The following is a 14,307-nucleotide window of genomic DNA, read 5'->3' as shown; positions in this document are numbered from 1 at the left end:
AACCCAAGTTGCGCATTGTTTACTGAGAATCATTCACTAACAAATGACTATAAATTATCTGTAGTTCATTTTTGCTGTGAGGCGGTTAAAAAAGCCCGGGAAAAATCGCTTAATAGTCGGTGCTAAACCACTTATTCCTTCACCAATAACAACTTCATCTTTCTCGGCTTCAATGGCTTTAATCATTTTTGCAGCCGCTTTTGCCACATCCATGCCGTTTTCAATTGAATCCTCTGGCTTATTTTGCGGTTTACCTTGGCCATCTAACGAATTATGTGCAATGGCTGTTTTGATTGAACCTGGGCAAATAGTCAGGCAATTCACATTTTTATCGGCTAGTTCTGCTCTTAAGCAATCCATAAAGCCCACGACCGCATACTTAGAACCCGAATACCCAGTTCTGAACTTTGAACCGACTTTACCTGCCACACTGCTAATTGATACCACCATGCCCATACCTTGCTTCACCATCTGTGGCACGACCGCCTTAGTTAAAGCAATTAAACCAAAGTAGTTTACTTCCATCAGTTGGCGATAAACCGTAAATTCGTTTTCTAAAAATAGACTACGCTGCGACACCCCACCGTTATTGATAAGAACATCAATGCGGCCAATTCGCTCGATCACTGCTGGCATATCTTCAAGTAAGGCTTCGGGCTTTGCCAAATCAAGAGCGACCACATGATGATTACCACCGAGTCTTGTATTAAGAGCGTTGAGTTTTTCCTCATTACGGGCAGACAATACTAGCGTTGCCCCTTTTGCTGCCAGTTGCTCACAAAGTGCCTCACCAATTCCAGATGATGCCCCAGTTACCCAAACTGTTTTACCATTTAATTGCATGTGTGTTCCTTATTATTGTTGTTATGCTTTGTTAGGCCCTGCATTTTGTTCGATATGATCAGCAATATCTTTATAAAAACCAAGCATAATCAAGAACTCTGCTAATACAAATAACGGGCCTATGACCAAACCAATTAAATCATCAACAAAGGCTGGCTTTTTACCTTCAAAATAGTGACCAATAAACTGAAACACCCAACCGACAATGAAACTGCCAATGCTCACAGCTAGCCATAACTCTGTTGAAAGCGACACCACAGGCTCAGCAGCAATGCTTAACAAACTTAAGCATACAGCCATAATTAACCCCATAGATAAGCTAAGCATTAAGTAATAAAGACAGGTGAGTGCAATCACCACGGTTGCCAAGGAGATAACGGCAGGCTCTGAGATAAGCGTGACGCGTTGTAATAAACAAATAATTGCAAACACAATTAATGGAATGCCAATAAAGTGAGTGTAAATATTGCGTTTAGAACGGTGATAAAGGGCGTAATTTGTCAGTTGTTGTTTTAATGTTTTCATTGTTTTTCCTGCCAAAACTGTGTTCAAAATTCAGATTAGCAGAAAATTCACCACCAAGAATGTCAACTAGCCGACATTTAAAGTTGCTAGCTTAAACTCACACATTAAACCAGCGCATCAATAACTTTGCCTTTTTCAGCTTCTGGTCGCATATCCATGCGTTCGCGACCTTTTTGATACTCTTCATCGAGCATCGCTTGCAGCTCATTCATTTTTTCTTGCAGTGCTTTAGTATCGGCACCTTGTTGTTGCATTTGTTCAGCAAGCTTCTCTATTTGCGCTTTTATTTCATCAATTTTCTCTTTATCAACCCCGAGCCGCTGATAAACCAAAGCTTCTTGAGCTTGTGCTAAAAAAGAGCTGGGCTCAGGCTGCTTTTGTAAAAGTTGTTGTGCTGAAGATGCTGGCGTATGCATGGCATTCACATCATCGAGGCGAGTTGTTTGCGATAGCTTAGCAGCAGCCGAAGCGTGATAAGGGTTATATTGATTATGAAATGTAATTGCCACAAGTTGTCTTCCATTTAAGCTTGATTACAACTTTGTAGCAATTTTAGTTCCAAACTAGCATTGAGATTGCAATTTATCGATATCAATAATTTCAATCGTTTGATATTTAAGATTAATAATTGAATCAGCTTGCAGAGATTGTAAAATTTGATTAATGGTTTGCCGTGTTAAATAGGTCATATCGGCAAGTTGTTGCTGGGTAAGCGGCAAACAGCTTTGGAGTGACGACTGATAAAGCATGCACAACCGCTTACTCACCTTTTGCTTTGCTGTAAGGAGTGCATGATCTTCTAATGAGTCAAACAGGTTTCGCACTTTATTGGTAAGCAGCAGACCAAAATCATGCCAATATGCAGGGCTTTCTTGTAATAACTGAGTTAATGCCCGCTCAGGTACGTGTAAAAGTCGTACCGCAGTTTGAGCATACACATCGTGGGTGCGCTTACCACCATCAAACAGAGCAACTTCACCAAACCACATAGCACTGGTTACAAAACTGAGCACGGCTTCTTTGCCTTGGCTATTAACCCCAGAAACTCTAAGCACGCCATTAATAACACAATACAGACCGGTATTTTCATCACCACGCAAAAACAATGCATCACCAGCATTTAAGGTGATTAATTTAGCATTTTTTACTAGCTTGTCCCTAAATAATTGTGTGCGATTTTTAAACCATTTGTCTTGGTTAATTACCGAAAGGTCTTGTTCATTCAAGTGTTTATCCTTTACATTGGTGTAGTGTGCATATATCCAAGCCACCTCAAAATGCAGAATTCAGCGTTTCACAGATTGTTTGGATATCTAAATAATAAAAGGATACGGGATGTTAAACAAACTACTTTCGACCAGCCTACTTCTCAGTGCTATTTCTACACCTGCATTTGCGAGTGATATTAATACTGAACTTAAATCTGCCAATAAAAGCGTCAGCGAAAAAGTCATTAAATGGCGCCGTCATTTACACCAATACCCAGAGCTTAGTAACCGTGAGTTTGAAACAGCCAAATACGTAGCTAAGCATTTACGTTCGTTAGGCCTTGAGGTTCAAACAGGTGTGGCTCATACCGGTGTGGTTGCCAAACTTAAAGGGGGCAAAAAAGGCCCGCTTATTGCGCTGCGTGCAGATATGGATGCACTACCTGTAAAAGAGCAAGTAGACTTACCTTTCGCGTCAACTCAAACAACAGAGTACAAAGGCAATACCGTTGGCGTAATGCATGCCTGTGGTCATGATAACCATGTGGCTATTTTAATGGCAGCCGCTGAGTCTTTAGTAAAAATAAAAGACCAATTAGCGGGTGATATTCTGTTTGTCTTTCAACCTGCTGAAGAAGGTGCTCCTGATGGCGAAGAAGGTGGTGCTGAGCTGATGCTTAAAGAAGGCTTATTTAAAGAAAAGCCAGAAGCCGTATTTGGTTTACACGTAACCAGCTCACTTAATACCGGACAAATTGGTTTTCGTGAAGGGCCGCTAATGGCCAGCGCCGACAAATTTACAATCACAGTAAAAGGTCGCCAAACTCACGGCTCACGCCCTTGGAATGGGGTTGACCCAATTGTGGCGTCATCACAAATCATTATGGCAACACAAACCATCGCTTCACGCCAAGTTGATGTGACCAAAGCGCCATCGGTAGTTTCATTTGGTGCCATTAATGGCGGTGTGCGTAACAACATCATCCCTGATCAAGTTGAAATGGTGGGCACAATTCGTACCTTTGACCAAGAAATGCGTGCTGACATTAAAAAACGTTTAGCTAAAACCGCTGAGATGGTAGCTGAATCAGGTGGCGCAGAAGCGCATGTTCACATTGACCATGGTTACCCAGTAACAGTGAACGATGTTGAATTAACCAAGAAAATGACACCAACACTTGCTGGTGTAGTTGGTAAAGAAAACCTGATCACAACGCCACTTATCACAGGTGCCGAAGACTTTAGTTACTACGCCTTAGAAACACCAGGCATGTTCTTTTTCTTAGGTGTCACACCAAAAGGTCAAGATGCAGTTACAGCACCAAGTAACCATTCACCACACTTTTTTGCAGACGAAAAAGCTTTACAGCTTGGCGTAAATGCAATGACGCAATTAGTGGTTGATTACCTTAAATAAGCGGATTGATATAATCACTATTCCCTTCTGGCGGGTGACATCACTACCCGCCCTATTTTCTTAGTTGTTCAGCATCAATAAAGTTCATTTTGCTAGGGTTAGATTACTATAAACAGGTAAGGAAACCCCATGACATCAGAATACTTTCATTTTTTAAGCATTATCGGTGTAGCGTTTTTTGCTATTTCTGGCACCTTGCTGGGCCATGAAAAAAGTGTTGGTGGTTTTGGTGTGGTAGTCGTTGCCACAGTCACAGCTCTGGGTGGTGGCACACTTCGAGACATATTGCTTAACAAACCTGTATTTTGGATAGCTCAACCCGATTATTTGTACGCAACTTACATAGCCATATTCGCCTCTATTTTATCTATTCGTCACTTACCCGATTTAAGTAACACCACCATGCTATTAATGGATGCCGTAGGGATGGCTATTTTCAACATTATTGGTATCGAAAAGGCACTGATCGGCGGCGCAGATATGGTTGTAGCCATCACTATGGGTATGACCACAGGTATTTTTGGTGGCCTGATGCGTGATGTGATCTGCCGAGAAGTGCCTTTAGTAATGGGTGAAGAGCTCTATTCAACCGCTTGCTTATCTGGCGGGTTAACTTACGCGGCTTTATTCACCCTAGAGGTGAGTTATATTTGGTGCATTCTTGGCGCATTCGCTGTGACGGTCTGTTTAAGATTAGGCGCCATACACTTTGGCTGGCAACCTAATCTGTTTCGTAAAAGCAGCTTTAAACGCTCTTAGCAAGTCATATAAATACAGCCATCGAGTGGCATGTCCGCTGGATACTGGGTTTGTATAAACCCCAGTTTTTCATAGGCTGTTTTAGCAAGGGTATTGTGGCTATACACAAACAACGACAAACTATCACACTGCAACTGCTGTTTACCCTGCTCTCCTAGTAAATTTATCAACACTTTTGCAAGACCTTTACCACGTTCACTTGGCGAGATAACTAGCCGCCCTAAATGGCAACGACCTTCACGTAAATAGTATTGACCAAACCCTAACATCTGGCCCTCGTCATTAATCAACGTGAAGGAATTCAGCGCATCTAGGTTTAAATCTTTTTTAAAGCTTTGCGTATCAAATGGGTAATTAAAAAATGGCCCAGACCAAATACGCAGTTCAGCCTCTGAGTTAAACCAACCCATTAACTCGTTTAGTTGGTCACTCGTTACTTTAACTAGCTTCATGTTTTAACCTATCGTATAAACCCGATGCACGAGTAACTGATTTATTCATCGCCATGAGCAATACATTTTTATCGGCCACCAGCTCAAATGTGGTTTTCGCGCGGGTGATACCCGTGTAAACCAACTGCCTGTTAATGCCCTGATTAGCCTGTTTTATTGGTGGTAAAATCATTGCTGTGTAAGCAAATTCAGAGCCTTGCGACTTATGAATTGTCATGGCATACACTTTGTCGTGAGCAGGTAAACGCGCGGGCGAATAGGCACGAATATTTTCTTGCTCATCAACAAACATGGCTTTTAACTGACCTTGCTCATCGTGCATTAAAATACCGATGTCGCCATTAAACAGTTTTAGCTGGTAGTCGTTTTGGCTGATCATAATTGGCATACCCACGTAATGCCTTTGATATGGCGAGATTAAACCTTGTTGAGCCAGTGCTTTTTCAATACGCTGATTAAGGCTATTTACACCATAATCTCCTTCTCTGACGGCAGCTAGCAACTGATAATGTGCAAATGCTTTATGCACACTGGCAACACTTGCCCCTTGCTGGATAAGCTGCAAATAATCGTGATATTGCAACGCTGCTTGTTGCACAAATTGCTCAATCGGTTTACTAATTACGCTGTAATTAAGTTTAAGGTCTTTAAAACCACCTTGATTAATCGTTTGCTCAACGTAGCCCAGTAAGCCACTGTTATTGGTATTTACAGCTTGTGCTAATTGACCAATGCCGCTGCTGCCATCAAAACGATAACTTTGCTGTAAAAACGCAATACAATCGTTAAGTACAAAATGACTGCTCGCCGCGGGTATTTCGCTCTGATTATTAAAACAAACGCGATTAAGCTGCGCTGCTCTTTCACTGCTGTAATCAGGCATTTTGCCAAGCTCTAAGCCTTGGCATAGGTCGCTAAGAATACTGCCCGTATCAACCGAGGCTAATTGGTCTTTATCACCCAGTAAAATAAGTCTTGCATGGCTCGGTAGTGCCTCGATTAGTTTTGCCATAAGCGATAAATCTACCATCGATGCCTCATCAATGATCAGTACGTCTAAATGCAGCGGATTACGCTTGTTATGGCGAAACTTATTGGTATGCGGAATAACGCCCAGTAAACGGTGAATCGTTTGCGCGCTTTCAGGAATAAGTGGCGCGATATTACCAGGGATCATACTAAGCTTTTGCTTTGCCCCTAAAATCGACTCGGTTAAACGCGCTGCCGCTTTACCTGTCGGTGCAACCAGCTTTATTGTTAGCGGTGCACTGGCATACAAAGATTGTAATATTGCTAGTAGCTTAGTTACTGTGGTGGTTTTACCGGTACCTGGGCCGCCAGTGATCACACTAAAGCCTTTTGTTGCGGCAATCGCACAGGCTACTTTTTGCCAGTTTAATGTTTTAATAGGATCGCTTGGGTTGGTTGTATGTTCACTATTAGGAAAATACACCTCAAGTAATGCCGTTAATTCGGCTTCATCAAGTGTGAGTTCTTTCGTTGCTAAATGATGTAAACGCGAAGCCAGTGTGGTTTCGTATTCAGCCAGTCGGGCAAAATAAAGTTTATTCGCGAACAATAGCAGTGGTTTGTCGTCCCCGACACACTCAGCATTCATTAGTTTATTAACAGCCTCATTAAGGCCAAATTCCATATCAAACGGGGTTAAAACCTCAGGGGCTGCAATGCTGGCATCAGCTAGGCTTTGCTCTCTTATTTCAAACGGGTTTTGCCAGTTTATATTCACGAGCTCTAAACAGCTGTGCTGACTTTGCTGCGCGGCCGCAAGTAATAAAATCAGGTAAAAAACCTCATTATGCGCTGCATCGTTATTCTCTATCAACGATTGTGAACCGGCTACTGTTTCTGTGCCAGTCAATAGCTCTGCGAGTTTAACATCAACTAAGCGAATACGTTTTGCCTCAAGTAAATAACTCAGTAAAGGCTGCGTTTTAACCTCTGTGACAGTCAACACTGAGTCGCTTTGGGTATGTTGTGCTGGCTGCTGTGGTTGCTTATTCATTGGCTCGTTTGGCTCATGGTCATCAAAGCCGAATGTCATTTGACTCATAGCATGGCTCCTTGTGCGAATAAGCTATCAAGCTCAGTTATTTGCTGTTTAGTAAGCTGATTAAAGTACACCCCTTGCCCTTCGCTCATACCACGTAAGAAGGTGTAGTAAACACCGCCTAAATGCGTATCGCTATCGTAATCTTGAATACGTTGTTTTAATAAGCGGTGCAATGCCACGGTATATATCAAATACTGCAAATGATACTGGTGACTGGTCATGGCCTGTTCTAGTTGCTCATGTTGGTAGTCAGCCGCACTATTGCCTAAAAAGTTCGATTTATAATCAAGAATATAATACTTACCCTGCCAGCAAAATATTAAATCGATAAAGCCTTTTAGTAAGCCTTGTACCTCACTAAAATCAAGCTGCCCGGGTAAGTTAAAGTGTTTTACTAACACCTGGTTAAGCTTATCGCTTGAGAGCGATAACAGCGGTAAGTTAAATTCCATTTCGACCAAACAGGTATCAGGCTCAAGTACTGATAAACTAAGGCCTTTATCGTTTAATGGGCAATTCAGTGCAGCAAGGATCCACTGCTCGGTCATTTCCTGCCAACTATCGTCAATATGGTATTTTTCGAATAACGTTTTAATCACTTTATCTAGAGCGTGGTCGTCTTGCTCACTAGCTGGGCGCGTTAACGCATAAGGGTCGGTAAAGTCTAATTGCTCAAATATTTCATGCAAACAACTACCCGGCTTTGCCCCTTTTGGGAAGCTGTAAGGTGTTAAAGCATTGGCATTTTGGGCTAAAAACTCATCTTTTTCGTGGTCTTCATCACTGCGGCCAAGTTCAATATGATCAGTATGCTTTTTCAGCGTTAAGCTACTAAAGCTGGTTGAGCGCCAATCACGCTGAATGTCTGCTTTAACAGTATTAACTTGATAGGCTTGCTCACTGTCAGCGCCAGCAAATGTTAACTTTTCAAGCTCATCCGCTTCGCTAAACGCCTCATAGTGCATGTGCGCAGAGCCTTCACAAAATTGTTGTAACAACTCACGCCATTCATCGCCCGATTTAATCTCTAACCCTGCAAATAATACGTGGCCAATGCTGGTACTTTGAATTCCAGGGCGAGCGCTACGACCTTGGGCAATGTTATACATACCCACAGAACAAAAATGCACGGCACGTGTCAATGCCACATAAAGTAAACGTAAATCTTCAGCTAAGCGCTCTTGCTCTGCTTTTTGCATTGCGTCGTCACTTTTAGCAAGGTCATAAATAAGCTTACCGTCTTTATGGTAAAGGGCTTCTTTGCTTTCACGGTAACCACAGGCAAACGGCATGAATACAATCGGGTACTCTAAGCCTTTTGAGGCGTGCATAGTGACAATTTTCACCAAGTTAGCATCGCTTTCTAGGCGAACTTGCACCGCTTCGCCATCTTGTTGACTAACTTTTTGCGCAAACCAACGCAGCAATCTGTGGGTGCCCTCAAGTTCAATTTGCTTTTGCTGCAAGATTTCCCCTAAATGACGGAAATCGGTGAGCCAGCGTTCAACGTTGTAGCCTAAGCCTTGCCAACGCGCTGCAAGTTGATTATGGCTTAATAAACGCTCGAGCATCGCCATAGCGCCTTGTTTATGCCAAATGTGGGCAAGCTGAGCAAAAAAGTTTAGATGTTCTTGCCATGCACTTTCATTTTCGTGAAGCTCATAAATACGGTTGTAGCTTAAACAAAACAATGGCCCAGCAAGCACACCACGCAGTAATGATTCATCATACTGTCCATGCAATGCCGTTAAAAAGTTCAGTAAATGATGACTAAGCTCTTGGTTAAACACACTGTCACGGGACAAATACACGCTGGCAATTGCGGCTTCTGCTAGTGCGTTTTTCATTAGCTGTGCTTCGTTTCGGTCACGCACTAACACACAGATATCGGCAGCAGTAAGTGGTTCTCCTGCAATAGTTGCATGGCCTGCATTAGCTTGCTTGAGTAGCTCAGTAATTTTTTTCGTATATTGCAAAGCCAATGCCTGTTGAGCTACCCCTTTGCTGGTTGGCTTGTTGTTGGCTTCGGCGTACTCATCAACAAAAACCGAAAATTCAAACGCACTTGGCATTTCACCGTTTATTAAAAACGCTTTGTCTTGCTGTTTTCCTTTAGCATTGACCTTTTGAAATGGGATCGCATCGTTATAAATAAAGCTATTAGCATTTTTAGCAAATAAGCGGTTTACGCTATCAACAACCCCTTCACTTGAGCGGTAGTTGGTACCTAGGGTGTATTGCTTGTCACCTGAAACGGCTTGTTTTGCGCCAATATAAGTAAAAATATCTGCACCACGGAAGCCATAAATAGCCTGTTTTGGATCGCCTATCATGGCAAGCGTGGTGTTTTTAATGCCATAAATGCGGCTAAAAATACCATATTGAACTGGGTCGGTATCTTGGAATTCGTCAATCATGGCAACTGGAAATAAAGCCGCAATTTTTTCACTTAACGCTTGGCCTTGCTCACTTAAAAGTGCCTGATGCAAGTTACTCAGTAAATCATCTGGAGTAATAACGCCTTGCTCTTGCTTACGTTTAACTAATGCATTTGCGACCCATTTAGCTGCGTATTGCACTATCGCAATATTCAAGCCGTTATTGATAAGGCTACTGAGTTTAGCCATTTCATCAAACTGAGCCAGCATTTCATGACTCAGCAAGCTGCCGTTTTTCTTATAATTTGCAGGGTCGCTTAAATTCTCTGTACTCCACACTTCAAACGAGTATTTACTGGTACCAAATACAAAAAACAACTCATCATTGCTTAAGTATTCTTCAAGCGCTGCAAGGCTGTTTTTTCGACCTGGGGTTTTTGAACCACTTAAATCAGATGCTTTTACAGCATTAATAAACTCACTCTCACGGCACGCAGTTTTAAATGCTGGTACTTTTGCCACAAAGTTGTCGCGCGCTTGCCATATTTCATCAAGGTCAAACTCAGGGGTAATCGTTGCCCCTTGTTTATTGAGTAGACTTACCACCTGTGAATACAGTGACGCCGGCACTGGGAAAATATCGGTAATTGCTTGCGTACGCTCTTTTGATTGTGGGTAAACAAAAGCACGCCAGAAGTCATTAAGAGTTTCTTGAATGAGCTCACGCTCATCTAAAATAAACTCTAAGTTAAACGCCACCCCTGATTCAAAAGCATGTTGTTTCAGCATTCGCTGACAAAAGCCATGAATGGTGAATATAGCGGCTTCATCCATCGACTTTGCTGCAGCGTCTAACAAATCAAATGCGGCGTGTTTGTCAGTTACCTCGTTAATTATTTGCTCAATCAGCTCATCATCAGTCTTTTTACCAAGCAGAGCATCTCTGGCATTGATTATACGCGCCCTTACACGGTCTTTAATTTCTTGAGTTGCGGCCTCGGTGAAAGTCACCACCAGTATTTGCTCAACACTCAGCGGCGTATTTAATTGTTCATCTTCACCGGTCGCTTTTTGTAAGCCCAACAAATACCGTAAATACAAACCTGTGATGGTGTAGGTTTTACCTGTACCGGCACTGGCTTCAATAAGGCTTTGCCCACACAGCGCCATACTCATTGGATTAAGCGTTTGCATGATCTGCCTCCTGTGCTAATTCAACAATTGGCGATAACAGCAGCTCGCTCCATTTTATAAACTCTTCTTCACAGTCTTTAAGGCTTTTTATGGTTAAACGAATATACGGGTTCTCACCTTCACCTATGCCTATGTATTGCGGCGTGAATTTATTGTTTGCTTTGACCATGTCTTTATCTGTTTTTATGTACTCGTAACCACTGACCGGGAAAAACGCCACTGGGCGAGTTAAAAGCGTTTCATAAAGCGAAAACCAATCATTTAAATAGCTGCGGGCATCGTCTTCTGACAAGGGTGAAAAACTAATTTGCTTGTCTAAACCAAGAATAAGGGTTTCAACCGGCTGGCCCATTATTTGCGCCGCTAAATGATGCACAAAGCCGCGAATAACATCTTTTGCTTTAATACTGGCGGTGCGATAAAACACCTGTTTTTGACCATAAATATGATTTAACCAACCTTCTAAAGTGGTGTTGGCTATTTTAATATTTACTTCAACGGGTAATGCTTCATCACCTTGAATATGCGCTTTTACTTGCCCAGCAAGCGCATCAACTCGGTGCTGCATACTTTCAAACACAAGATCGCCAACATGGGCTTGGGGTAATTCACCGCGCTGCATAATTTGCGCTTTATTAAGCGGTAGCTCTTGAATGCTCGCTTCGAGAATTTCGTCAAGGTAAAAGTAGCGGCGTAATGCATCTAAACTAAATGGCTCTTCATCTTTAGCGATATCGTTAAATTGCGGTAGGCGTAAACCCAAACTTTGCTGATAAAAGCTCTCGTGCGGCTGGCAAATACTGCGAATAAACTGAGTTAACTCAACACTGCTTTCTGGCTGAACACTAAGCGCTTGCTGTGGTTCAGGATTAACAGCTTGAGTTGGCATCCACACGGGGTTATAGCTGTGTAATTGTGTGGCTAGCGGTTTATTTGCTTTTTGCTCGTCATCAGTTTGGCTTTTATTACCTTCTTTGTTAGTGGTCAGATAATAAGCCGGGTTAAATGGCTGTAAGTGCTGATAATTAATCAGCGCCTCAGGTAGCTTTAAGTGAATGTCTTTATCAGCAAATTCAAAACTACGGGCTATGTATTCCAAAAGCTCGCTCACTAAAGTTGAGGGCATTCTTGGTTGGTTATCAAAGCAAGAACGGCCAATATAACTGATGTATAAATTCTCACGAGCACTTAAAATCGCTTCTAAAAACAGGTAACGGTCGTCGAGTTTGCGAGAACGGTCGCCTTTTTGGCGTTTTGAGAAAGGCACTAAGTCAAAACCAATTGGCTGAACGGTACGTGGGTAATCTGCATCATTTAAACCTAGCATGCACACTACTTTAAATGGCACCGCACGCATTGGCATCAACGTACAAAAGTTAACTTGCCCCACTAAAAAGCGCTGCCCTACACCTTTTTCTTGAATACCTTGTTTAACCAAGTAACTCACAATACGCTGCGAAACGGCTTGTTGGTAATCGCCATTATCATAATGCTTAATCAGTGTATCGAGCACTTTTTGCAGTACTAATAAATCCCAGCTTTGTTCACCTTCATCGCTGTACACATCGCTTAATAATTCTTTTAGAATTTCTGCCTTTTCATTAAGCGGTGCATCAGCTTGCAGCTTAGCTTTATATCGGGCCAGTACATCAATAAATTCAATGAGTTTATTTAAGGTATTTAATGCCATGCCTTCAACTTCATCGGCACTGTAAATCCCCGAAAACGGCAATTGTTCATCACGTTGCGCAACGCCAAGTAACAAGCGGTTTAGGCCATGTTGCCAGGTATTTAAATCTATTGCGGGTAAGCCAAAACTGTCTTTGTGGGCGGCATCTAAGCCCCATTTAACGCCAACGCGTTCAAGCCAAAAGCCAATTTGCTCATATTCATGAGCTTCAAGATTAAACTTTTCGGCAATTTGTGTGACTTGCAGTAAATCAAGAATGTCAGACACACCAAAGCGTGAGTAAGGTAAATCGGCTAAACTAGCAAACGAGCTAAGTACGGGTTTTTCTTGTTCTATGGCTAAATCGGCTAACGCATAAGGAATAAAACGTCGCCCTTCGGCACCACCAAACACCGCCTCAATATACGGGCTGTATGTGCCAACATCCGGCATCATTACAATAATATCTTTTGGTGTTAGCGCTTTATTTTCATTGAATAAATTGAGTAAGTAATCATGTAATCGTTCGACTTCGCGTAGTGGCGTGTGACAATCACTCAGCACAATGCTGGTATCGTCTGCCTGAATTGGCAACTTGCCTTCGTCATTAATAAACCATTCTTTATCAGGCGTTAGTGATTCACCCTTAAAAGCTAATTGGTAAATTTCAGACTGAATTTGCGATAGCAAGCTTTGATCAAACTCGTTATCGAATCCGTCAAGCCACTGCGCATCTAGTTGCAGTAACTGCTCAAAATAATCTCGGCCTAATTTACCCCACGACGAGAGTAATGGGTTACCAATAAAAAAGTACTCGTGATTAGGGTTTTTAGCGCTGTCTTCAAGCGCTTGTAACTGCGGGCGTTTGGCATATTTAGCGGCAATCTTAGCTGCTGTTTTTTCATCGAGTGTGTCACCCCAGTAATGCTCACTGGGGTTGAAGAAAAACAAAAACACCTGCGTTTTTTTTGCAATGGCCTGAAACACTTCAAGCTGGCTACTCGCAATTGCAGAAATACCAAATAAGCTAATACGCTCAGGTAATAGGCTTGCGTCCATTTTTTCAAGGGCTGCAAGGAGATTGTCTTGCATATTGGCGCGGTGATATTGGCTTTGCCCAAGTTCTTTACTGTGCGCCACCAGCTTGCGCCAAAGATCTGGCTGCCATGGCGCAATGCCCACATCAACATCATCTAGTTCATCGATGCCCTGCTCCCAAGTGGCAATCCAATTGGGACGATACATTAAATATTGGTCATAAACGTCGGCAATTTTCTCGCACAAGGCAAAGGTTTTTTGCCCTTCACTGTCACCATCTAAATAGGTTTTAAGTGGTAAGTACAGCGGCTCATCAATGCAGTTTGGTAAAATCGCAAACAGCTTCCAAGCAAGGTTAGCTTTGTTATACGGTGATTCACTAGGTACATCAGGCAGCAATTGTTGGTAAAGCTGCCATATAAAACTCGAAGGCAGCGGAAAATCAACCTGAGCGGCAATCCCTAAGTGTTCACTTAAACCTATTTTTAGCCACTGCGACATACCTGGTGACTGCACAAGCACAATTTCTTTTTTAAAGGGACTCGTTAATGGATTAACTTTAAGAAGAGCGTGAAACCGCGCTTGCAGTGCTTCCATGCGATTTGATTGAATTATATTCAGCACTTTACACTGTCCTTGCTTGAAACTAACTAATTGACACAGTGTAAGATATTTTAATTAGATGGGATAGAGAGAAATACCCGCAAACAAGGCTTATTCCATGTTTGCGGGCATGAGCTGCGGGCATGTGTT

Annotated in this window: 10 protein-coding genes; 2 read left to right on the top strand and 8 right to left on the bottom strand. The window is 42.4% G+C overall.

Going from position 1 to position 14,307, the window contains the following annotated elements; all coding sequences use genetic code 11:
* Positions 1-54 precede the first annotated feature (54 nt).
* The 4 genes from HUS61_RS00740 to HUS61_RS00725 all read right to left on the bottom strand — a co-directional run bounded on the left by HUS61_RS00740 (position 55) and on the right by HUS61_RS00725 (position 2,594).
* A complete protein-coding gene (locus tag HUS61_RS00740) occupies positions 55-843 on the bottom strand; it encodes an SDR family oxidoreductase (protein ID WP_175081806.1) in 789 nt (262 codons plus the stop codon).
* Positions 844-864: 21 nt separating this feature from the next.
* On the bottom strand, positions 865-1,368 hold the full coding sequence (locus HUS61_RS00735; RefSeq protein WP_175081805.1) for a DUF962 domain-containing protein: 504 nt from the start codon (positions 1,366-1,368) through the stop codon (positions 865-867).
* Positions 1,369-1,472: 104 nt separating this feature from the next.
* Positions 1,473-1,877 carry a hypothetical protein gene (locus tag HUS61_RS00730; protein ID WP_175081804.1) on the bottom strand — a complete coding sequence of 135 codons (405 nt, stop codon included), beginning with the start codon at positions 1,875-1,877 and terminating at the stop codon, positions 1,473-1,475.
* Between the two features lie 54 nt (positions 1,878-1,931).
* On the bottom strand, positions 1,932-2,594 hold the full coding sequence (locus HUS61_RS00725) for a Crp/Fnr family transcriptional regulator (RefSeq protein ID WP_062565214.1): 663 nt from the start codon (positions 2,592-2,594) through the stop codon (positions 1,932-1,934).
* A gap of 109 nt (positions 2,595-2,703) precedes the next feature.
* On the opposite strand from HUS61_RS00725, the gene HUS61_RS00720 reads away from it, so the two are divergent.
* Both HUS61_RS00720 and HUS61_RS00715 read left to right on the top strand, forming a co-directional pair.
* Entirely contained in the window at positions 2,704-3,993 is a 1,290-nt protein-coding gene (locus HUS61_RS00720; RefSeq protein WP_055021053.1) for an amidohydrolase, read from the top strand.
* Between the two features lie 129 nt (positions 3,994-4,122).
* Positions 4,123-4,752 (top strand): trimeric intracellular cation channel family protein, encoded by a 630-nt coding sequence (locus HUS61_RS00715; RefSeq protein WP_062565213.1) that lies wholly within the window; start codon positions 4,123-4,125, stop codon positions 4,750-4,752.
* Here the strand turns inward: HUS61_RS00715 and HUS61_RS00710 are convergent.
* The 4 genes from HUS61_RS00710 to recC are packed head-to-tail and all read right to left on the bottom strand — an operon-like array spanning position 4,749 to position 14,178.
* Positions 4,749-5,204, bottom strand: coding sequence for a GNAT family N-acetyltransferase (locus tag HUS61_RS00710; RefSeq protein ID WP_175081803.1), 456 nt, complete (start codon positions 5,202-5,204; stop codon positions 4,749-4,751). The genes HUS61_RS00715 and HUS61_RS00710 overlap by 4 nt on opposite strands.
* Positions 5,191-7,227, bottom strand: a complete 2,037-nt coding sequence (gene recD, locus HUS61_RS00705) for an exodeoxyribonuclease V subunit alpha (protein WP_371319657.1) — start codon at positions 7,225-7,227, stop codon at positions 5,191-5,193. Before recD ends, HUS61_RS00710 begins: the two co-directional genes overlap by 14 nt.
* A 44-nt stretch (positions 7,228-7,271) precedes the next feature.
* A complete protein-coding gene (gene recB, locus HUS61_RS00700) occupies positions 7,272-10,847 on the bottom strand; it encodes an exodeoxyribonuclease V subunit beta (RefSeq protein WP_175081802.1) in 3,576 nt (1,191 codons plus the stop codon).
* Positions 10,834-14,178, bottom strand: coding sequence for an exodeoxyribonuclease V subunit gamma (gene recC / locus HUS61_RS00695; RefSeq protein ID WP_175081801.1), 3,345 nt, complete (start codon positions 14,176-14,178; stop codon positions 10,834-10,836). Before recC ends, recB begins: the two co-directional genes overlap by 14 nt.
* Positions 14,179-14,307 lie beyond the last annotated feature (129 nt).

The sequence above is a fragment of the Pseudoalteromonas sp. 0802 genome, from assembly GCF_013350085.1.
Taxonomy (GTDB): domain Bacteria; phylum Pseudomonadota; class Gammaproteobacteria; order Enterobacterales; family Alteromonadaceae; genus Pseudoalteromonas.
The sequence above is the reverse complement of the archived record's forward strand: the minus strand, read 5'-3'. Positions and strand labels throughout refer to the sequence as shown.